This window comes from Methylobacterium sp. BTF04, assembly GCF_010692745.1.
Taxonomy (GTDB): domain Bacteria; phylum Pseudomonadota; class Alphaproteobacteria; order Rhizobiales; family Beijerinckiaceae; genus Methylobacterium.
In genome coordinates, this window is record NZ_JAAHTB010000026.1 from 1 (window position 1) to 20,208 (window position 20,208).

Sequence of the window (20,208 nt, forward strand, 5' to 3'; positions counted from 1 at the left end):
AGCGGAGCCATCCGCTCCCATGACGCTTCGTTGAGAACCAGACGATCCAAGACACTCAAGGTTGCTTCCAAAAGACAGCCTTGAATCACGTTCGACCGGCCTCGGGAATCGCAAGAGTCCACACCGCCTAAGGCAGCCTTAAGGATCGCCCTCGCCTCCTCGTCCGTAAACCCTTTGGACCGGAGCTTCTGCGGTTTGCCAAGTTGGATGGTCAGCCCCGTCGCCGGATTAGCCGTCATCCTGCGGTTCGCCACGGCCCAGCCGAAAATGGTCTTCAGGCCCGCGAGGTCGCTGTCTTTCACGGTCTTGGGTGAGATGGCCTTGCCAGTTCGCGGATTGATGGCGGCGAGTCGGTAGCTCTTGAACCGGACGACATCCTCCGAGGTCACCCGGCCGGCCGCGTCGTGTTTCAGGAAGGCCACGAGGTTGGCCACCGTGTTCCGGTAGCTCTCATGGGTGCTGGGCTTTCGACCCACGGCTTTCTGCTCGGTCCACCAATCCTCGACCAGCTTGGTGAGGGAGGTCTTCGGCGGAGGGGCTGACATAGGCTGCGACTGAGACCGGGCCGCCTCGAAGCCCCGGAAGCGGGCAGCCTTTGGATCGGGGCTGTAGTCGCCGTCCGCGTTCCGCTGCCGAGCCGCGAAGGCGTCCCGGAGGGCAAGCACGAAGGCACCGAGACCGACAGGGTACAGCCTACCGCGAGGGGCCGAACATCAGCGGGAATGCGCTGCTTAAACTGCGGGAGAGAGGAGTCTGACCGTTTCATTGGACGGGGGAGCCGGAAGAGCATGTGGGAAACGGTTGTGGCACGGTCCGCCTATCGCCACTACCTCAGCTAGCTTAACTTTCTGAGGCGTAGACGCTTCTCAGAATATTGGTGCCCAGGAAAGGACTCGAACCTTCACCTCTTGCAAGACTGGTACCTGAAACCAGCGCGTCTACCAATTCCGCCACCTGGGCTCGTCGGGGCTCGTGGAGCGCCGACGCGGGTTTCGTTTAGGCGGGCTGGGGCGGGGCGTCAATCTGGATTTTTGCGGCCCGCCCGTATTCGCGTCAGGCGGCGGGCCAGTCGCGGATGTCGACGAAATGCCCGGCGACCGCCGCTGCCGCCGCCATGGCGGGGGAGACCAGGTGAGTGCGCCCGCGATGGCCCTGGCGGCCCTCGAAGTTGCGGTTGGAGGTGGAGGCGCAGCGCTCCAGCGGGTTGAGCCGGTCGGCATTCATGCCGAGGCACATGGAGCAGCCCGGCTCACGCCAATCGAAGCCGGCCTCCTTGAGGATGCGGTCGATGCCCTCGGCCTCGGCCTGCAGCTTCACGAGCCCCGAGCCCGGCACCACCATCGCCGAGACGCTCGCGTGGACCTTGCGGCCCTCGACCATCTTGGCCACGGCGCGCAGGTCCTCGATGCGGCCGTTGGTGCAGGAGCCGATGAACACCCGGTCGACGGCGATGTCGGTGATCCGGGTCCCCGGCGTCAGGCCCATGTAGTCGAGGGCCTTCTCCTTCGACTGGCGCTTGTTCTCGTCGGGGATCGCAGCCGGATCGGGCACGCTCCCGAGGATCGACACCACGTCCTCGGGGCTGGTGCCCCAGCTCACGATCGGCGGAAGGCTGGCGGCATCGAGACGGACCTCGCGGTCGAAATGCGCGCCCTCGTCCGAGACCAGGCTCTCCCAATAGGCCTTGGCCCGTACGAACGCCTCGCCTTTCGGGGCCTTCGGCCGGTTCTCCACATACGCGAAGGTGGTGGCGTCGGGCGCCACCAGACCGGCCCGGGCGCCGCCCTCGATCGACATGTTGCAGATCGTCATCCGGCCTTCCATCGACAGCGCGCGGATCGCCTCGCCCGCATATTCGATGACGTAGCCGGTGCCGCCGGCGGTGCCGATCTCGCCGATGATCGCCAGCACGATGTCCTTGGCGGTGACGCCGGGTGGCAGGGTGCCGTCCACGGTCACCCGCATGTTCTTGGCCTTCTTCTGCAGCAGCGTCTGGGTGGCGAGCACGTGCTCGACCTCCGAGGTGCCGATGCCGTGGGCGAGCGCCCCGAAGGCGCCATGCGTCGAGGTATGGCTGTCGCCGCACACGATGGTCTGGCCCGGCAGGGTGAAGCCCTGCTCCGGTCCGATCACGTGGACGATGCCCTGGCGCCGATCGAGTGCGTCGTAGAACTCGATGCCGAACTCGCGCACGTTCTCGGCCAGCGCTTCGAGCTGGATGCGGCTCTCCGGATCCTCGATGCCGAAGCTGCGGTCGGAGGTCTGGACGTTGTGGTCCACCACCGCCAGCGTCTTCTCGGGGTGGCGCACGCGGCGCCCGGCCACGCGCAGCCCCTCGAAGGCCTGTGGGCTCGTGACCTCGTGGACCAAGTGCCGATCGATGTAGAGGAGGCTGGTGCCATCCGGCTCGACATCGACGACGTGGTCGTCCCAGATCTTGTCGTAGAGGGTGCGCGGCGCGGTCATGGTCAGGCTGTCTGCGTTGTCTCGTCGTGACACGGGAAGGGTCGGTGTCCCTTTAGTAGTGTTCCAAGGCGCCCGGCGGAAGTGGGGCACGGTCCATACCGGAGAGATGGCTGCGCCGAGCCCGCCGCATGGGCCGCACCCCGAACCCGTCACATCGACTGGACCGGTTCGAGCCGGCAACCTAAAGCTGGAACAGGGCGTTTGCCCGCAGGACCGCCACGGAGTCGGGCGTGCCGCCAGCCCGCCTTTCGGGAGCCGATCCGGACATGCAGCCCGTCGACCTTCTGCTGCTGAAACCGATGCAGCCAAGCGTCATGGACGCATTGGCCCGCTCCTTCACCCTGCACCGGGCGGACACGGCCCCCGACCGCGACCGGTTCTACGCCGAGATCGGGCCGCGCATCCGCGGAATGGCCACCGGCGCTCAAGCGCCCGTCGATGCCGACCTGATCGCGCGCCTGCCCAACCTCGAGATCGTGGCGAGCTTCGGCGTCGGCTATGACACCATCGATACCAAGGCCGCCGCCGCCCGCGGGATCGTGGTCACCAACACACCCGACGTGCTCACCGACGAGGTGGCGGACCTGGCGCTCGGCCTGCTGCTCGCCACCGTACGGCAGATCCCGCAGGCCGACCGCTACCTGCGGGCCGGCCATTGGCCCAAAAGCCCCTACCAGCTGACCGCGACCTTACGCGGACGGACCGTCGGCATCCTCGGCCTCGGGCGGATCGGCCGCGCGATCGCCCGGCGCCTGGAAGGCTTCGGCGTTAGCATCGCGTATCATGGGCGCCGTCCACAGGACGACGTGGGCTATGCCTATCACTCCAGCCTCCTCGGTCTTGCGCATGCGGCCGACGTGCTGATGGTGGTGGCCCCGGGCGGGCCGGAGACCAACGGCCTCGTCGGCGCCGAAGTGCTCGCGGCGCTCGGGCCGGACGGCATCCTGATCAACGTGGCGCGCGGCAGCGTCATCGACGAACCGGCCTTGGTGGCCGCGCTCCAAGCCGGCACCATCCACAGCGCCGGGCTCGACGTGTTCGCCCGCGAGCCGCACGTGCCGGCGGACCTCGCCGCCCTCGATCACGTGGTGCTGCTGCCGCATGTGGGCTCGGCCTCGGTCCATACCCGCGAGACCATGGGCCGCCTCGTGGTCGACAACCTCTCGCACTGGTTCGGCGGCAACGGCCCGCTGACGCCGGTGCCGGAAACGCCCTGGGCCGGGCAAGCGTGAGACGGATACCGGTGATGATCCCGCCTGTAGCCCACAGCCTCGCGCTCCTCGTTGGCCTGTCGGCTTCTGCGCACGCGCAGGAACCGGCTCCCGACGCCCCGCCGACGCTCCCCTTCGTCGAGAGCCTGCCCCACGATCTCGCCGGAGTGCCCGGCACCTGGGACCTGTCGCGCGACGGCACCAACCGGCGCTGCATGATGACCCTGTCGGGCGAGAGCGGCGAGGCCGGGCGGCGGCTGACGTTCCCGGCCGGATGCCGCCGGGCCCTACCGGTGCTCAACGGCGTTGCCGGGTGGCTGTTCACCGACGGCACGGTGCGGCTGGTGGACAAGAACGTGCGGCCGGTGCTGCCCTTCACCCGGCGGGCCGATGCCCGCAGCCTCGTGGCGCAGAGCGAGGCGGGCGAGAGCTACAGCCTCGTGCCCCTTCAGATCGTCGCCATGGTCCCGCCGGTGGGCGCGGATGCGGCGACGCCCGCGACTGTCGCGTTGCCCGGAGCGCCCCAGGCCGACGCACCGGAGGCGTCCCTGCCGGGTGGCCCTCCGCAGGCGGGAACCTACGCCCTCGACCGCTACCGTGAGCAGGACGTCTGCCGCATCGAACTCACGGCGGGAGGCGCCGTGCCGGCGCCAGTGCGAATCCTCGACGGCTGCCGCGACAGCGGGCTCTCGGTGTTCGATCCGGTCTCCTGGCGCTTCGCCAATGGGCGTTTGACGCTGAACGCCCGGCGCGGCCACGTGGTCACCCTGGTGCCCGCCGGCGACGGCCGCTGGCGGCGCGATCCGGAGGTCGGCACCACCTTCCTACTGCATCGGGTCGAGCCGGGCGCCCCGTGAGGCGTTTGCCCTGAGCCGTCCGCGCGATTATGCCCGCGGACGATGACGCCTCCGACAATCCAGACCGTCGCCGCCCTCTACCGGTTCGCGCCGCTTCCCGATGCGGAGGACCTCCGGGCGCCGCTCGCCCAGCTCTGCGCCGAGCTCGCGATCACCGGCACGCTGCTCCTCGCGGCGGAGGGCATCAACGGCACGGTGGCCGGCAGCGCCACCGCGATCGACGCGTTGCTGGCGGCCCTGCGGGACGGACCGGTATTCTCGGGCCGCCTGCGCGACCTCGACGTCAAGCTATCCCTCGCCGCCGCGCCGCCGTTTCGGCAGATGAAGGTCCGCGTCAAGCGCGAGATCGTGACCTTCGACGGCGGGGCGACCGATCCGGCGCGCGGGGCGGCAAGCCCGGTGGCGGCGCAGGCCTGGAACGCGCTGCTCGATACGCCGGGCCTCCTCCTCATCGACACCCGCAACGCCTTCGAGGTGGCACTCGGGAGCTTTCCCGGTGCGGTCGATCCGGGTTCGAAGCGGTTCAGCGACTTTCGCGCTTACGTGGAGGGGCTCGATCCGGCGGAGCATCCGCAGGTCGCGATGTTCTGCACCGGCGGCATCCGCTGCGAGAAAGCCGGCGCCTACATGCTGTCCCGTGGCTTTGCCGCGGTCCACACGCTCGAAGGCGGGATCCTGCGCTATCTCGAAACGGTGCCGGAGGCCGATAACCGCTGGGTCGGCGACTGCTTCGTCTTCGACGGCCGCATCGCGCTCGGACCCGCCTTGGTCGAGCGGCCCGACCACGACCCGGAAACCCTGCGATGAGCGATTCCCATGACCTCTCGGCCCGTATCGACGCGCTCGAGATGCGGCTGACCGAGCAGGACGTCGTCATCGACGACCTCAACGCCACCATCACGGCGCAATGGCGCCAGATCGACGTTCTGACCCGCAAGGTCGCCAAGCTCGTCGAGGACGTGGAGGAGGCCGGCCACCGTCCGGGCTCAAACGCGCCGGAGCCGCCGCCTCCGCATTATTGAGACGCGCCTACAGGCCCGCGCTCGCTTGGCTGACGAACTTGGTGGTGAGATAGGCCTCGATCGCCTCCGAGCCGCCCTCGCTGCCGTAGCCCGAATCCCTGACGCCGCCGAACGGGGTTTCGGGAAGGGCCAGGCCGTGATGGTTGATGCCGACCATCCCGCTCTGCACCCGCGCGGCGATACGCGTCGCCCGCGCCGCCGAGCGGGTATAGGCATAGGCCGCCAGACCGTAGGGCAGCCGGTTGGCCTCTGCGAAGGCCGCCTCGTCGTCGGAGAAGCGCTGGATCAGCGCCACGGGGCCGAACGGCTCCTCGTTCATGATGCGCGCGTCCTGCGGCACGTCGCAGAGCACGGTGGGCTCGAAGAAGTTGCCGCGGTTGCCGATGCGCTTGCCGCCAGTGCGCAGCTCCGCCCCCTTGGCGACGGCATCTGCGCACAGGGATTCCATCGCTTCCAGCCGGCGCGCGTGGATCAGCGGCCCCATGGTCGTCGCGGGGTCGAGCCCATCGCCCACGATGCGGCTCTCGGCGAAGGCCACGAAACCATCGCGAAAACGCGCGTAGACTGCCTCGTGGACGAGGAAGCGGGTCGGAGCGACGCAGACCTGGCCGGCATTGCGAAATTTGTTGGCGCCGAGCACGGCGATGGCGGTCTCGATATCGGCATCCTCGAAGACGAGGGCCGGCGCATGGCCGCCGAGTTCCATGGTCGCCCGCTTCATGTGGCGCCCGGCCAGAGCGGCGAGCTCCTTGCCCACCGGAGTCGAGCCGGTGAACGACATCTTGGCGATGACCGGGTGCGGGATGAGGTATCCGGAGATCATCGCCGGATCGCCGTAGACCAGGGACAGCACGTCGCCGGGCACGCCGGCATCGAGGAAGGCCCGCACCAGGGCGGCGCAACTCGCCGGGGTGTCCTCCGGCCCCTTCAGGATCACCGAGCAGCCGGTGCAGAGCGCGGCCGAGACCTTGCGCACCGCCTGGTTGATCGGGAAGTTCCAGGGCGTGAAGGCCGCCACCGGGCCCACCGGCTCGCGCAGCACCATCTGCATCACGCCGTCGGCGCGCGCCGGAATGATGCGGCCATAGGCGCGCCGGCCTTCCTCCGCGAACCAGTCGATGACGTCTGCGGCGGCCAGGGTCTCCATCCGCGATTCGGCGAGCGGCTTGCCCTGCTCGCTGGTCATGATGCGGGCGATGGCGTCGGCGCGCTGACGCAGGAGGTCGGCGGCGCGACGCATCACCTTGCCGCGCTCGAATGCCGAGACCTGGCGCCACGCGGCAAACCCGCGTGCGGCAGCCGCGAGTGCTTGATCGAGGTCGGAACGGGTCGCCACCGCGCAGGTGCCGATGGTCTCGCCGGTGGCGGGGTTGAGGACCGCGAGCGTCTCGCCGTCTCCACCGTCTGTCCAGGCGCCTGCGATGTGCAGCGTCACGTTCGGGTAGGTCATCGGCGGCTCCCGCGCTCATCCTGTGAGGAGCGCGGGTTGTCCGCCCTTCGGGCTCACGCCGCAACCCTGCGGCCCCTCGTCCCGCTCACGAGAGACGACGACAAAGACTCATGCGGCGATGCGGGCGGCCGTCGCGTCGGGGGTGGTGACGGTAACGGTGCCACCGCGGGTCGCCTGGAGCGTGCCGCCCTTCGGGATCACGTTCCAGCCGTCGCGGCAGCCGTCGATGGGCTCGGAGACCACGACGAGGCCGGTCTCGGTCTGCCGGTAGTACAGGCTCGGCGGGCGGCCATCGCAGGCCCAGCGATACGCCGTCAGGGTCTCACCGTCGGTGACGACGGCGGTGAAGCGCAGCGGCTCGTCGGCACCGGCCGCCCGCATCAATTCGCGGACCGTGGCGAGGGTCTGCGCCATCGCGCCGATCGGGTCCTCGGCGAGACCGTTGGCCAGCGCCAGCAGGAAGATCGCCTCGGAATCGGTGGTCCCGCGCCGGACATCGTAGAGCGCGTCGGGAATCAGCGCTTCGAGACGGCGCTTGATCTTGTGGTAGCCGCCGATCTGGCCGTTGTGCATGAACAGGTGCTTCCCCTGGGCGAAGGGATGGCAATTGGCCCGGGTCGTCGCTGTGCCGGTGGACGCGCGCACATGGGCGAAGAACATCCGCGCGCGGACCTGCTGGCAGAGGTTGACCAGATTCTCGTCGGACCAAGCCGGACAGACGTCGCGGTAGAGGCCGGGCTCGGTGCGCTCGCCGTACCAGCCGATGCCGAAGCCATCGCCGTTGGTCTCGGTCTTCGCCTCCGTTGCGTGGAGCGACTGATGGACCAGCGAGTGCGTCGGTGCGCAGACGAGGTCGGTCAGGAAGACCGGATCACCGGAATAGGCCAGAAAGCGGCACATGACAGGCAAACACCCCCTTTTGTCGTGTCGTCCCGCGGCGGCATCCGCAAGAATAGAACGTCCTCGCCCGATGATCCTGCCACCCATCGCAGACCCGCGACTGTCGCGGAGCCACGGTGAACGGATGGTTAAGGCCTACGCGCCGCGACGCGCCCCCAGACCTAAGCCATGCAAGACGTGCACCGCGAAAACCATGACCGGACCGCGCGCGACCGTACTCCCGAAGCGATCGGAGTTGCGATTGCGGGAACTGCATAGCCGGATGAACGATTCCGACTCTTGTCCACCGTCACGTGGCAGCGCAGCATCACCTCACGAGAATCAATGCACGGACATCATGGCCACAGGGCGGCCGCCCGTGCGCCCAAGCGGCAAAGGAGATTTTATGCATCAACCTCAGCTCGATTGTCCGATCGCCCTCGTGGTCGAGGACGATGCGGCAGTCCGGCATCTGGCCACCGCCGTGCTGGAGGAAACCGACCTCGACGTCATCGCCTGTGACAGTGCCGAGGCCGCGATCTCGGTCCTCGAGCGATCCGGCGACCACGTGGCTCTGCTGTTTGCCGACGTCCGCCTCAACGGCGCCATGGATGGCATCGCGCTCGCCACCGCCGTGGGCCGGCGCTGGCCGGACGTGCGGGTGGTCCTGACCTCCGGCTACGATGCGCGTAGCGCCGGCGCCATTCCGGCCGAGGCATTCTTCATGCAGAAGCCGTGGCGGGCGCTCGACGTGCTGGTCCAGGCCGAGCACGCAACGGTGGCGGCCCGCGCCGCCTGAGCGCACCAAAAAAGCCCGCGCCGCAGTGCGGCCGGGCTTTTCTGCAGTCCTGGCATGTCCGCTTCCAGGACGGCGCATCCGCACCGCCCTGGCAGGGCTCGATCGACTTAAGCGGCGCCGCCGGCGGGGGGCAGCACGGTCGGGGCCGTGGGAGCGAACGGCGAACCGCCGGGACGACGCGGCGCACCGGCACCGAAACGGGGCTTCGGCTTCGGAGCGGCGATCAGGCCCTCGCGGATGGCGGTCTTGCGCGCCTGCTTGCGCGCACGGCGCACGGCCTCTGCCTTCTCGCGCGCCTTGCGCACGGAGGGCTTCTCGTAGGCCTTGCGCTGCTTCATCTCACGGAAGATGCCTTCGCGCTGCATCTTCTTCTTGAGGACGCGGAGCGCCTGATCGACGTTGTTGTCGCGAACGAGTACCTGCAACGGTCTAGATCCTCTGACACGTATGTTTGTTGGGCGGCGCCGAACCGAGTCCTCCTCGCGATCACCGCGATCGGTAACTGCAAAACGCCCCTGACCCGGGATTCTCTCCCGGGCGGGACGTCCGTCAGACGGCCTCGAATCGGCGCAGAAACTGCACTTGGGGCAGGCTCATACACGATGCGCCGCCGACTTCCAACCGCGAGATGCGGACTATCGCATTCCGCGGCTGCTGGTTTTCAGGTGTGCGACTGGATGAAGTTGCGCACCAGCGGGTAGGTCTGGCTTTCCCACTTGCGGCCGGTGAACACCCCGTAATGGCCGACACCGGCCTGGAGGTGGTGGCTTTTCATGTGGGGCGCCAGACCGGTACAGAGGTCGTGGGCGGCCATGGTCTGGCCGACGGCGCAGATGTCGTCGCGCTCGCCCTCGACGGTCATCAGCGCGGTACGCCGGATCGAGCGCATGTCGATGGGGTTGCCCCGGTAGGTGAGCTCGTTCTTGGCCAGGGTGTAATCCTGGAACACCGTCTTGACCGTCTCGATGTAGAATTCCGCGGCGAGGTCGAGGACGGCGAAATACTCGTCGTAGAAGGTCTCGATCTGATCGGACTTCTCTGTCTCGCCATTGGCCAGATGCCAGAACAGGTCGGCATGGCTCTGGGCATGGCGCTTGGCGTTCATCGAGACGAAGGCCGAGACCTGCATGAAACCGGGATAGACCCGGCGGCCCGCCCCCGCATGGCGCTGGGGCACGGTGGCGAGGAGATTCTTCTCGAACCACGCGATCGGCTTCGAGGTGGCGAGCTTGTTCACCGAGGTGGGGCTGATGCGACAATCCACCGGCCCGGCCATCAGGGTCATGCTGCGTGGGTGCGCCACATCCTTCGATTCGGCCATCACGGCGGCGGCGGCCAGCGCCTGCACGGCGGGTTGGCACACGGCGACGAGGTGGGAGCCCTCGCCCATGACCCCGAGGAATTGCACGAGGTGGTCGACGTAATCGTCGAACCCGAAGGCGCCGTCGGACAGGGGCACGTCGCGGGCATTGTGCCAATCGGTGACATACACGTCGTGGTCGGGCAGCAATGTGCGGATGGTGCCGCGCAGGAGCGTGGCGAAATGGCCGGACAGAGGCGCCACCACGAGGACGCGGGGCTGCTCGGTGTCGATGTCCTTCTTGAACCGTAGCAGCGTGCCGAACGGCGTGGCGTAGACCGCCTCCTCGATCACCGGCACGTCGCGATTGCCGACGCTCACCGATTCGATGCCGTAAGGCGGCCGCTTAAAGGTGAGCCCGGCGCGCATCATCATCCGCGCGCCAGCGGACCACCACGTCACCGGTTCCTTGTAGCCGGCTCCGGTCCACGGCGAGACGGCATCGTGCACGAGCCGGCCCCACGCCCGCGTCTGTTCGGCGAGGTCAGATTGAAGGTCGAAGGCACGATACAGCATGACGCCCGGATTCCTGCGCGAACGATCGAAGCGTGCAACGTTCGCCGTGGACGGGCGAACGCTCGGCGCCGCCATCGGTGCGCCGCTAGGCTGATCCAGCCGGCCACCCGACGCAACAGGTGCGGCGTACGATCTCAACGGGCTGTTGTGCGTATGCATCACACTAAAATACATCATTCCGGCGGGTGAGCCCCCCACGCGCCCATGCAAACGCTGCGCCTGACGCAGCGTGCGGTCGGCACGAACCCCTCTTGCATCCGCGTCCGGACAGCCCGAGTCTCGAAGCCGCGAGTCACGGAACATGCCGGATCACGGCAGAATCCGATCACGGCACGAGTCTTGGATCGCACTCGCGACCAAAAACACGAGGGGACGGACATGCCAGCGGCGACGCTCACGATTTCGAGCCGGAACTATTCGTCGTGGTCCCTGCGCGGCTGGCTCGTCTGCCGGATGGCGGGGCTCGACTTCGAGACCGAACTGCTCTCGGGCAACGACGCCTCAACCCGCGCCGAATTGCTCCACCTGTCGCCGTCGTTCCTGGTGCCGCGGCTGTGCCACGGCGACATCATCGTCTGGGACACCCTGGCGATCGCGCAGTATCTCAACGAGACCTATCCGGATGCCGGCTTCCTGCCCAGGGACCCGGTGGCGCGCGCCCATTGCCGCTCGATCTCGGGCGAGATGCATGGCGGGTTCATCAACCTGCGCTCGGCTCTGCCGATGAACATCAAGGGCCGCCACACCAACTTCAAGATCTTCAACGGGGCGCGGGGCGACATCGACCGCGTCGTCACCATCGTCGACGAATGCCTCTCGCGCTACGATGGTCCGTTCCTGTTCGGGGACCGCCCCAGCCTCGCCGATGCGATGTTCGCACCGGTCTGCTCGCGCTTCGTCACCTACGACGTGCCGGTCTCGCGCAAGATGGCGTCGTACCGCGACACCATCATCGCCTGGCCGTTCATGCAGGAATGGACCGAGGAAGCCCTGCGTGAGCCCGACGAGATCGAAGAGCTCGACATGGAGTTCTGAGCGGCCGCGTCCGGGCGATCAGGCCTGGAAGTCGAGGAGCAGCGCGGCGGAGGTCGTGCTGCGCGAGGCCGCACTCCCGGACGACGCATAGCCCGACGCGGTGGATTGCGTGGACTGTAGCTGCTTGATGAAGCTGTCGAGGAGGCTGGCGCTGTCGGTGGTCGACGCGGTCGCGTCGGTGGCCGCGCTGCCGGTGGTGGGCGTGTCCAAGGTGGTGGGCGGGGCGCCGCCGCCGTGATGGTGGCCGCCATGCGCCTTCTGCGCACCGCCGACCCCCTGGCTCGCCTCGGTCCCGCCGCTGGCGAAAATCTGCTTGAGCGTATCGGCTTGAGCGCTCGTGAGCGTGCCGCCGGAGACCTGAGCGTCGATCAGCCCGTCGACCTTGGTCTTGAGCTGGGTCGGATCGAGGCGCTGGGCCTGATCCGCGGTGGAGGCGGTGGCGCTGGTGCTGGAGGCCGCGCTGCGATCGGCCGAGAGGCTGGAATCGATCGACTTGAGTGCGGAGGTGAGCGCCGTCCCATCGGAGGCGCTGATCGTCCCGGCGGAAACCTCGCCGCTGATCGCCTTGGCGACGCGATTGTGCCCGTGGGCCGGCCGCTGCGGAGCGAACGGAGATTGCGATGAACTGAGGCTGGCGGTGGTGGTCATCGAACGGCCTATCGGGCTCGGCTGGCGGAGCGGCTCAATGCCGCCCCGACTCGATCAAGCGCCCGACAGGGTTAACGCGCCCTTGCTTTGGCCGAGGCAATTGGTTTCCGCATGTTGCCGATGTGTCCTGCGCAAGACGCGCCAAGGCCCGTCTAAGATCCGCCCAAGGTCCGGCAAGCACATCGCCCACCCAACTTTGGACGAACACCGGCCTCACGCCGCCGCAGACGGTATCCGCGCTGTCGGTGGCGCGGCGCGCGGGCTCGCCAACCGCGCGGCGGCCAGCGGCAGGTCGATCCGGGCGCACAGGCCGTGCGGGGTCCGGTTGCTCAGGACGAACCGGCCCTCATGCGCCTCGACGACGGCCAGGACAATGGACAATCCGAGCCCGAAACCGCTCGCGGTGTCGAGGTTGCGGGCCCGGTCGCCGCGCACGAAGGGCTGCAGCATGGCATCGCATTCGCCCTCCGGGATGCCCGGCCCGTCGTCACAGACCTCCACGGCGATGCCGCGCTCCGACGCCGACATGGTGACCCTGGCGGCACCACCGTACTTCACCGCGTTGTCGACCAGGTTCATCAGCGCACGCTGGAGTTCCTCGGGCCGGCCCTGAACCAGGACGTGGCGGGTGTCCTCGACGCGCACGTCGGCGCCGACATCGGCGAACCCGTCGCACACCGTCTGGACCACCGAGCCGAGATCGATGAGGGTGGCGGCCGCGCCCTCCCCCTGCCGTCCGTCGCGCACGAAGGACAGGGCGGCTTCCACCAAGCCGTTCATCTGGTCGAGATCGCGGAGGGTCATCGTCCGGGCGTGATCGTCCTCGATGAACTCGGCGCGCAGGCGCAGGCGGGTGATCGGTGTGCGCAAGTCGTGGCTGATCGCGGCGAGCATCTGGGTGCGGTCGTCGATCAGGCGTCGCACTCGTGCGCGCATCCGGTCGAGGGCGCGCGAGACCGCGATCACTTCCTGCGGCCCATTCTCGGGCAGCGCCACCAGGTTCATGCGGGTGCCGAATGCCTCGGCAGCCTCGGCGAGGCGTGCCAGCGGCGCTGTGAGCGCACGGGTCGCCCACAGCGAGATCAGCGACAGGGCGACCGCGAGGAACAAAAAGGTGACGACGATCGCGCCCTGGCGGATCGGCGGCCGGTCGTCATCGGGCAGATGTGCGGAGAGCCGAGCGCCATTCGGCGTGACGATACCGATGTGAATGCCGCCTTGCGTCTCGCCCGCGCCATCGCTGCTCGACAGGTCGGTAATGGCGAGCGGTCGCGCGAACCCGTCGCGCACGCGCTGGACGATCGTGTGATCGACGGGCGCGGTCTCGTGCGCACCGGCGCCGGCCCAGGGCTCGAGGTGCAGGGTCGGGAGCATCCGGCTGGCATTGGCCAGGAGCGCGTCGCGCTCGGCCGGAGCCGCCCCGTCGAGCAGGCGCGCCAGGGTGGACAGCCGCGTGGCGGCGACCCCGGGATGCTCGTCCGGCCGCCACGGCTCGCGCAGGGTGAAGAAGGCCAGGGTGGCGAGGGCGTGGGTGACGACGATCGCCGCCACGATCAGCAAGGCGATCTGCCCGGCGACGCTGCCGGGAATCAGCGCGGCGAGGCGCGGACGGCGGCGGTCCTCGCTCATCGGGCGTCTCCTCTCCTGCGCGCGTCGCTTCTCATGTGCGCGTCACTTCGGGCGTGAACAGGTATCCGCCCGAGCGGATGGTGCGGATGATCTCGGGACTGCGCGGATCGCGCTCGATCTTCTGGCGGATGCGGCTGATCAGGACGTCGATGCTGCGCTCGAACGGGCCGGCGGCGCGGCCCTGGGTCAGGTCGAGAAGTTGATCGCGCGACAGCACCCGCCCGGGCCGCAGACAAAGGGCGTGGAGGAGGTCGAACTCCGCCCCCGTAATGGCGATGCGCGCCGCCTCCGGGCTGAGGAGTTGCCGCAGCGAGACGTCGAGGGTCCAGCCGAGGAAGGCGAGGCGACGAACGCCCTCCTCCGCCTCGCCTTCGGAGGTCGTTCCGCGCCGTAGGATCGCGCGGATCCGGGCGAGGAGTTCGCGCGGATTGAACGGCTTGCCGAGGTAGTCGTCGGCACCGATCTCGAGGCCGATGATCCGGTCGATCTCCTCCGTCTTGGCGGTGAGCATCAGGATCGGCACGCTCGAGGTGGCGCGCAGGCGCCGGCACAGGCTGAGACCGTCCTCTCCCGGCAGCATCAGATCGAGCACGACGAGGTCGACGCGGGAATCGGCCAGTGCCCGGTCCATGGCGCGGCCGTCGCCGGCGAGGCTGACCCGGCACTCGTTGGCTCGCAGGTAGCGCGCCACGAGGGCGCTGATCTCGCGGTCGTCCTCGACGACGAGGATGTGCGGGGTCGTCTGCGTCATGGTGTTCCGGGTCTCGGCTCCGGCCGGCGTGATCGCGTGCAACATACCGAGCGTTATGCCGCCTGCGGGCGCCGGTGCGGAAGACCTGTCGTGCGCCTGATTTGTAACATCCTGTTTCGCGAATGGGCTCAGGACACAATCCGACAATTCGAATGCTCCCGCCACGTGATGGATTGCCGAGACTCGCGCCGATTCCTATGTCGGGACCGGGTGCCGGTCCGGTGGCGGTCACGGACGGATGGCGGCCCCGCTATCGGGAGACGATGATGCAAGGGTCCAACCGGCTGTTCGACGACGTCGCCCGCCTGATGACCGGCGCCGCCGGTGCCGCCCAGGGGGTGCGCCGTGAGGCGGAGACGGTGTTCAAGGCGCAGGTCGAGCGCCTGATCCGCGACATGGACATCGCCTCGCGCGAGGAACTCGACGTGCTGCGCGACCTCGTGGCCGGCCTGCGCAGCCAGAACGACGCCCTCGCCCTGCGGGTCGCCGCCCTCGAAGCCAGGCTCGGCACCGAACCGGTGGCGGGCGCCAGCGAAGCGGTGTGATTCGCGCCGGAAAACCGGCGCTTCGCTTGTGCACAGGAAGGAACGGTGGATGGTCGCTTTCCTGTTCACCGCTCGGAAAGCGCACTTTGAAACCAGAGTCCGGCACGGTCTATAGTGGGCTATGACCTGATTCGCCTTCGACCCGAACCGCTCTGGGACCACCTCAACTCACACCAAGCTCGGAGACGGGCCCCATGAGCTTGAGCGAGGTTTCGGCCAGCGCGCACGGGCCCGTTCGGCAGATGCCCACAACACGTCGACGATCCGCGCCGGATCGCCAAGCTGGACCGCCATGACCCAACTCCACATCGAAGATCACGACCGGCACGAGCACCCCCTCGACATCGTCGAGCGCCTCGCGTCGCTGCGCGACTGGATCTTCGATCGGGCCGAGACCGACGAGATGTCGGTGTCGGTATCCGGGCGCTGGACCGACTATCACGTGGCCTTCACCTGGATCGAGGACGTGGAGGCCCTGCACGTGGCCTCGGCGTTCGACCTCAAGGTTCCGGACCGCCGCCGCACCGAAATCCTCAACCTCGTCTCCCTGGTCAACGAACAACTCTGGGTCGGGCATTTCGACCTGTGGTCGACGGACAGCGTGGTGATGTTCCGGCACTCGCTGCTGCTCACCGGGGGCGCCGCACCGACGCAGGGGCAGTGCACGATGATGCTGAAGTCGGCGGTGGATGCGTGCGAGCGCTACTACCAAGCGTTCCAGTTCGTGCTCTGGGCCGGAAAATCCGCCCGCGAGGCCCTCGACGCGGTGCTGTTCGAGACCGAAGGCGAGGCGTGAACGCCGTTCCGGCTGGCGACTTGGACGCTCGCCCCCTCCCCGCCTCTCTCATCCTGGTCGGCGCGGGCAAGATGGGCGGCGCGATGCTCTCCGGCTGGCTTGCCGCAGGACTCGACCCGGCGCGCACCACGGTGATCGATCCGCAGACCTCCGACGCCATGCGGGCGCTCTGTGCGGAACGCGGCATTGCCCTGAACCCACCCTCCGCACCGACCGGCGACGCCCTCGTCCTGGCGATGAAGCCGCAGGGGCTCGATGCGGCGGCGCCCATGCTGGCGTCCCTCGTCGGTGAAAAAACCCTCGTGGTCTCGATCCTGGCCGGCAAAACCATCGCGAACCTGCGCGCCCGACTGCCGGGCGCCCGCGCCATCGTGCGCGCCATGCCCAACCTTCCCGCCAGCATCGGCCGGGGCGCCACCGGCGCGGTGGCGAGCGCCGAGGTCGATGCCGGTCATCACGCGCAGGCTCATGCGCTCCTCGCCAGCGTCGGCCTCGTCGAGTGGCTCGACGACGAGGCGCTGATCGACGCGCTCACCGCCGTCTCGGGTTCGGGGCCGGCCTATGTCTTCCTGCTCGCCGAGGTGATGGCGCAGGCCGGAATCGCAGCCGGTTTGCCGCCGGACATGGCGGCACGGCTGGCCCGCGCCACGGTCTCGGGCGCAGCCGCATTGCTCGACGCCACCGATCGTGAGGCGGAGCTGCTGCGCGAAGATGTGACCTCTCCTGGGGGAACGACCGCGGCGGCGCTCGCCGTGCTGATGCGCTCCGGCGCCCTACCGGACCTGATGCGCGAGGCGGTGGACGCGGGCCGTCACCGAGCGGGGGAACTGTCGGGCTGACGCGGCCCCTAACCGACCCGGCCGTTTCACCCTACATGGAGTGGGAATGGACGAGGATCGAACGACCATGGCGAAGCCTTCAGCGACCAAGAACGCCGGTGCCCCGCAGACGGGAACCGATGTGGCGATTGCCCCGAAAAAGACCCCGCCGCGCGAGGCCGCCGTCGAGGCGCTGATGCGTCTAGCCGCCGAGCAGCCCTGGAACGACATCGAGGTCGGAGATATCGCCCGCGAAGCCGGGCTCACCCTGGCGGAATTCCGGGACCTGTTTCCCTCGAAGGGCGCAGTCCTCGGCGGCCTTGCGAAGATGATCGATCGCAAGGTGCTCGATGCCGACAACACGGATCTGGCCGACGAGCCGACCCGCGAGCGCCTGTTCGACGTGCTGATGCGCCGCCTCGACGCGATGACGCCCTACAAGGAAGCCCTGCGCCGCATCTCGTTTGCGGTGCGCGGGGATCCGCTCTCGATGCTGGCGCTCAACGGTGTCGCGCTGAACTCGCATCGCTTCATGCTCGCCGCGGCCGGGATCAACACCGAGGGACCGCTCGGGCGGCTGAAGCTCCAGGGCGTGGTGATCGCCTTTGCCCGCACCGTTGAGGTGTGGCTGCACGACGACGACCCGGCTCTGGCCCGCACAATGGCGCGGCTCGATAAGGAAATCCGCAACGGAGAGCGCTTCATGGAGCGCGCGGACGATGCCCGCCGCCTCACCGCACCGCTCCGGGCGCTCGGTCGCTCGCTGATGGACCGCGGCGCGCGCCGCCACAGCGGCGACACCCGTAACGAGGACGAAGGCAACCCGCTCGGTGGAGACCCGGCCGCCGCGATCTGACTTTTTCGTTTTCGTCACGCCACCCAGCAAAAAGGCCGCTTCCCCAGGGAAGCGGCCTTTTTGGTTCGTGAGGGTCAGCCTCATGGGCCGACCCAGTTCATATAGCGCGGACTTCAGTTCACGCGGTCGGCGAGGTTGGCCGAATGGGCATGCTCGCCGGCGATGTAGGGCAGCGCCTGGTTGGCGAACTCACGACCCTGGGCGCTGTCGCCACTACGGGCGTAAGAGGCGTAGAGGCCCAACGTACGGGCATCGGAGCGCGCCTGCTGCGCGACAAAAGTCCGGTCGAAGTCACGGCCGGTCGGCGCAGACTTGAGACGATCGATGCGGGCCTGACCCTCCGGACCGATGGCGACGCGACGGCCGGGCTCGGACGGGCTGTTGTCGATGATGCCGACACCACCGAGCACGCCGCCGACGATCTTCTGGGCGATAGTCGCCGAAATCGTCACCGGGGCCAGCACCACGCCAACAGGGTTGTCGAAGCGGGTTTCGAAGGGCTGGGTGTCGGACACCACGGTGCCGCCGGCGGTCAGCGACGTGCCCTCAGGCAGCAGCGCGTCGGTGGTGGCCTTGCGCTCGACGAGGACATTGTTGGCATAGGCGCGGACCCGCGGGTTGCGCGAACGCTCGAGGGCGATGCGGCTCGACTCGATGCTCACGGCATCGGAGCGGAGCGCTGCCGAACGGAAGGCGGAGGTATCGGTGGCCTCGGGCGCATTGGCGTCGAACTGCGGCGCGACGCGGAACGACAGGGGCTCCTGCGCAAGGGCGGGGGTCGACAGCACGGCGACTGACAGGCCGAGTGCGGCGAGGAGATTGGACTTCGTCATGGCGGTTGGTATCCCTATGACGCCGTTTCGGCGCCGTTGAAGCGTCTAGCTTTCGTGCTGCGGCAACGGCTGGGGCGACTCGCCGTTCCACGCCTGCGTCGCATCGCTCCCCTGCGTTGGGTGGGGTGTTCTGGTGACCCAGGTGCCCCATGGCGCCGGTCCGGGTCGGGCCGCGGATGGGTGCCGCATCACGCCCGCGACGTGCTATGGGCAGCGCCCGAAAACATCCGATTGGTCCCCGTCCGGGCGGCCGATCGTGCCAAGGCCGATCGAGGAATCATGCGAACCATCGCCTATGCCGACGGTGGATGCGACCCCAATCCCGGCCCGGGCGGCTGGGGGGTCGTCATCGAGACGGAGACCGGACGGGTCGAACTGTGCGGCGGCGAGCGCGCCACCACCAATAACCGCATGGAGTTGACGGCGGCGATCAACGCGTTGGCGCATTTCCCGGAGGGCGCCGGCATCGAGATGCGCTGCGACAGCCAATATGTCATCAAGTCGGTCACCGAGTGGATGAAGGGCTGGAAAGCCCGCGGCTGGCGCACCAGCACCGGCCCGGTCAAGAATGTCGACCTGATGCAGGAACTCGACGCCCTGGCTCAGAAGCGCGACGTGCGCTGGACCTGGGTCCGCGGCCATACCGGTGAGGTCGGCAACGAGCGGGCGGACCGCCTCGCCGCACAAGGCAGGCGCGAAGCGCTCGGCCTCGCCCCGCGCGTGGCAACCAGCCTGCCTACGACGGAAACGGCAGTGACAGCCTCCGTGACGCCTGCGGCGCCGAGCCTCCCCCCCGCCCCGCCGCGGACGACGCCGATCCCCATCGATCTCGGCCTCGGCCTCGACGTGTCACGCGCCGCCAAACTCGCGGGGCTGACACCGCAGGCCTTCGTCGAACAGGCAATTCGGATCGCCCTCGACCTCGGGCCCGACGGGTTCGCCAAGGCGCGGGACAAAGTGCGGATCGGCAAGGAACCGATCGGAAAGGCAGTGTGATCGACGCCGCCTTCTTCAAGCGTCCGGCGCCGGCGGTGGCCGCCGACCTGCTCGGGTGCGACCTTCAGGTCGCGGGTGTCGGCGGTGTCATCGTCGAGACCGAGGCCTACGATGCCGACGACCCGGCCTCGCACAGCTTTCGCGGGCCGACGCCACGCAATGCCAGCATGTTCGGGCCACCGGGCCACGCCTACGTCTACCGCTCCTACGGCCTGCACTGGTGCCTCAACGTCGTCTGCGAGCCGGGCAGCGCCGTCTTGCTGCGCGCCCTCGAACCCCGCCACGGCGTCGCGGCGATGCGTGACCGCCGGGGTCCGATGCCGGACCGCCTCCTCTGCGCCGGCCCAGGCCGTCTGTGCCAGGCGCTCGGTGTCGGCGCCGCACAGGATGGCCAGCCGCTCGATCGCGCGCCGTTCGGGATCGTGGGCCGGGCGCATCCGGTGGACGTCGTCACCGCTCGCCGCATCGGCCTGACGCGCGCCATGGAGACGCCGTGGCGCTTTCTTCTTGCCGGGTCCCGCTTCGTGAGCCGGCCTGCGTCGAAGCCGAAGCCCAAGGAATAAGCACAGCCCGGGTCGGGCTTGATCTCGTAGTGGCGCGAAGTCGACATCCGCTGGCCACTCGCGTGCGCGGCCAATTACATAGATTAGCTTTTATTATAGGCAGAAGTCGCTTCTGTACACTATGGTACAGACAGCGTGCAACATTGATAGAACTCGCATTTTCTCCTGATTTATTGTT

21 protein-coding genes, 1 tRNA gene and 1 pseudogene are annotated in these 20,208 nt (G+C 68.4%); 12 read left to right on the forward strand and 11 right to left on the reverse strand.

The window, feature by feature from the left end:
- From G3T14_RS15425 to leuC, 3 genes and pseudogenes are all read right to left on the reverse strand, one after another.
- Positions 1-665 (reverse strand): annotated as a pseudogene (locus tag G3T14_RS15425) (hypothetical protein); the annotation flags it as partial.
- A 210-nt stretch (positions 666-875) separates the two neighbouring features.
- Positions 876-960: transfer RNA gene (locus tag G3T14_RS15430), tRNA-Leu, on the reverse strand.
- Positions 961-1,053: 93 nt separating this feature from the next.
- Entirely contained in the window at positions 1,054-2,466 is a 1,413-nt protein-coding gene (gene leuC / locus G3T14_RS15435; RefSeq protein ID WP_163643432.1) for a 3-isopropylmalate dehydratase large subunit, read from the reverse strand.
- A gap of 266 nt (positions 2,467-2,732) precedes the next feature.
- Between leuC and G3T14_RS15440 the strand changes: the two genes are divergently transcribed.
- From G3T14_RS15440 to G3T14_RS15455, 4 genes are read left to right on the forward strand one after another with little or no spacing between them, the layout of a single operon-like run.
- Complete coding sequence (locus tag G3T14_RS15440) at positions 2,733-3,698, forward strand: 2-hydroxyacid dehydrogenase (RefSeq protein WP_163643487.1); 966 nt, start codon at positions 2,733-2,735, stop codon at positions 3,696-3,698.
- A gap of 14 nt (positions 3,699-3,712) precedes the next feature.
- Positions 3,713-4,534, forward strand: coding sequence for an AprI/Inh family metalloprotease inhibitor (locus tag G3T14_RS15445; protein WP_163643433.1), 822 nt, complete (start codon positions 3,713-3,715; stop codon positions 4,532-4,534).
- 42 nt (positions 4,535-4,576) lie between these two features.
- Positions 4,577-5,341 (forward strand): rhodanese-like domain-containing protein, encoded by a 765-nt coding sequence (locus G3T14_RS15450; protein ID WP_163643434.1) that lies wholly within the window; start codon positions 4,577-4,579, stop codon positions 5,339-5,341.
- Positions 5,338-5,556 carry a SlyX family protein gene (locus G3T14_RS15455; protein ID WP_163643435.1) on the forward strand — a complete coding sequence of 73 codons (219 nt, stop codon included), beginning with the start codon at positions 5,338-5,340 and terminating at the stop codon, positions 5,554-5,556. Before G3T14_RS15450 ends, G3T14_RS15455 begins: the two co-directional genes overlap by 4 nt.
- 7 nt (positions 5,557-5,563) lie before the next feature.
- Here the strand turns inward: G3T14_RS15455 and G3T14_RS15460 are convergent, their stop codons facing one another.
- Both G3T14_RS15460 and G3T14_RS15465 read right to left on the reverse strand, forming a co-directional pair.
- Positions 5,564-7,006 carry an NAD-dependent succinate-semialdehyde dehydrogenase gene (locus tag G3T14_RS15460; RefSeq protein ID WP_163643436.1) on the reverse strand — a complete coding sequence of 481 codons (1,443 nt, stop codon included), beginning with the start codon at positions 7,004-7,006 and terminating at the stop codon, positions 5,564-5,566.
- A gap of 108 nt (positions 7,007-7,114) precedes the next feature.
- Positions 7,115-7,906, reverse strand: a complete 792-nt coding sequence (locus G3T14_RS15465) for a class II glutamine amidotransferase (protein ID WP_163643437.1) — start codon at positions 7,904-7,906, stop codon at positions 7,115-7,117.
- Positions 7,907-8,291: 385 nt separating this feature from the next.
- On the opposite strand from G3T14_RS15465, the gene G3T14_RS15470 reads away from it, so the two are divergent.
- Positions 8,292-8,684 (forward strand): response regulator, encoded by a 393-nt coding sequence (locus G3T14_RS15470; RefSeq protein ID WP_163643438.1) that lies wholly within the window; start codon positions 8,292-8,294, stop codon positions 8,682-8,684.
- Positions 8,685-8,791: 107 nt separating this feature from the next.
- Here G3T14_RS15470 and rpsU read toward each other — a convergent pair whose 3' ends face one another.
- Together rpsU and phaZ are read right to left on the reverse strand one after the other, a co-directional pair.
- The gene (gene rpsU, locus G3T14_RS15475; protein WP_163643439.1) at positions 8,792-9,109 is read right to left on the reverse strand and encodes a 30S ribosomal protein S21; all 318 of its coding nucleotides are present in this window, start codon (positions 9,107-9,109) and stop codon (positions 8,792-8,794) included.
- A 236-nt stretch (positions 9,110-9,345) separates the two neighbouring features.
- Complete coding sequence (gene phaZ / locus G3T14_RS15480; protein WP_163643440.1) at positions 9,346-10,560, reverse strand: polyhydroxyalkanoate depolymerase; 1,215 nt, start codon at positions 10,558-10,560, stop codon at positions 9,346-9,348.
- A 378-nt stretch (positions 10,561-10,938) separates the two neighbouring features.
- On the opposite strand from phaZ, the gene G3T14_RS15485 reads away from it, so the two are divergent.
- Positions 10,939-11,595 carry a glutathione S-transferase family protein gene (locus G3T14_RS15485; RefSeq protein WP_163643441.1) on the forward strand — a complete coding sequence of 219 codons (657 nt, stop codon included), beginning with the start codon at positions 10,939-10,941 and terminating at the stop codon, positions 11,593-11,595.
- An 18-nt stretch (positions 11,596-11,613) separates the two neighbouring features.
- Here the strand turns inward: G3T14_RS15485 and G3T14_RS15490 are convergent, their stop codons facing one another.
- The 3 genes from G3T14_RS15490 to G3T14_RS15500 form a co-directional block, all read right to left on the reverse strand.
- The gene (locus G3T14_RS15490; RefSeq protein WP_163643442.1) at positions 11,614-12,243 is read right to left on the reverse strand and encodes a hypothetical protein; all 630 of its coding nucleotides are present in this window, start codon (positions 12,241-12,243) and stop codon (positions 11,614-11,616) included.
- A 213-nt stretch (positions 12,244-12,456) separates the two neighbouring features.
- Positions 12,457-13,872 (reverse strand): ATP-binding protein, encoded by a 1,416-nt coding sequence (locus G3T14_RS15495; RefSeq protein WP_163643443.1) that lies wholly within the window; start codon positions 13,870-13,872, stop codon positions 12,457-12,459.
- A gap of 31 nt (positions 13,873-13,903) precedes the next feature.
- The gene (locus tag G3T14_RS15500) at positions 13,904-14,623 is read right to left on the reverse strand and encodes a response regulator (protein WP_163643444.1); all 720 of its coding nucleotides are present in this window, start codon (positions 14,621-14,623) and stop codon (positions 13,904-13,906) included.
- Between the two features lie 266 nt (positions 14,624-14,889).
- Here G3T14_RS15500 and G3T14_RS15505 point away from each other — a divergent pair, with 266 nt between their 5' ends.
- The 4 genes from G3T14_RS15505 (at position 14,890) to G3T14_RS15520 (ending at position 17,638) form a co-directional block, all read left to right on the forward strand.
- Positions 14,890-15,168, forward strand: a complete 279-nt coding sequence (locus G3T14_RS15505) for an accessory factor UbiK family protein (RefSeq protein ID WP_163643488.1) — start codon at positions 14,890-14,892, stop codon at positions 15,166-15,168.
- A gap of 292 nt (positions 15,169-15,460) precedes the next feature.
- Positions 15,461-15,964 (forward strand): YbjN domain-containing protein, encoded by a 504-nt coding sequence (locus G3T14_RS15510; protein WP_163643445.1) that lies wholly within the window; start codon positions 15,461-15,463, stop codon positions 15,962-15,964.
- Positions 15,961-16,803 carry a pyrroline-5-carboxylate reductase gene (proC, locus tag G3T14_RS15515; protein ID WP_348645279.1) on the forward strand — a complete coding sequence of 281 codons (843 nt, stop codon included), beginning with the start codon at positions 15,961-15,963 and terminating at the stop codon, positions 16,801-16,803. Before G3T14_RS15510 ends, proC begins: the two co-directional genes overlap by 4 nt.
- A 67-nt stretch (positions 16,804-16,870) precedes the next feature.
- The gene (locus tag G3T14_RS15520) at positions 16,871-17,638 is read left to right on the forward strand and encodes a TetR/AcrR family transcriptional regulator (RefSeq protein WP_204262883.1); all 768 of its coding nucleotides are present in this window, start codon (positions 16,871-16,873) and stop codon (positions 17,636-17,638) included.
- Positions 17,639-17,751: 113 nt separating this feature from the next.
- Here G3T14_RS15520 and G3T14_RS15525 read toward each other — a convergent pair whose 3' ends face one another.
- Positions 17,752-18,471 carry a DUF4142 domain-containing protein gene (locus G3T14_RS15525; RefSeq protein WP_163643446.1) on the reverse strand — a complete coding sequence of 240 codons (720 nt, stop codon included), beginning with the start codon at positions 18,469-18,471 and terminating at the stop codon, positions 17,752-17,754.
- Positions 18,472-18,750: 279 nt separating this feature from the next.
- On the opposite strand from G3T14_RS15525, the gene rnhA reads away from it, so the two are divergent.
- Positions 18,751-19,467 carry a ribonuclease HI gene (gene rnhA, locus G3T14_RS15530; protein ID WP_163643447.1) on the forward strand — a complete coding sequence of 239 codons (717 nt, stop codon included), beginning with the start codon at positions 18,751-18,753 and terminating at the stop codon, positions 19,465-19,467.
- On the forward strand, positions 19,464-20,030 hold the full coding sequence (locus G3T14_RS15535; RefSeq protein WP_163643448.1) for a DNA-3-methyladenine glycosylase: 567 nt from the start codon (positions 19,464-19,466) through the stop codon (positions 20,028-20,030). Before rnhA ends, G3T14_RS15535 begins: the two co-directional genes overlap by 4 nt.
- Positions 20,031-20,208 lie beyond the last annotated feature (178 nt).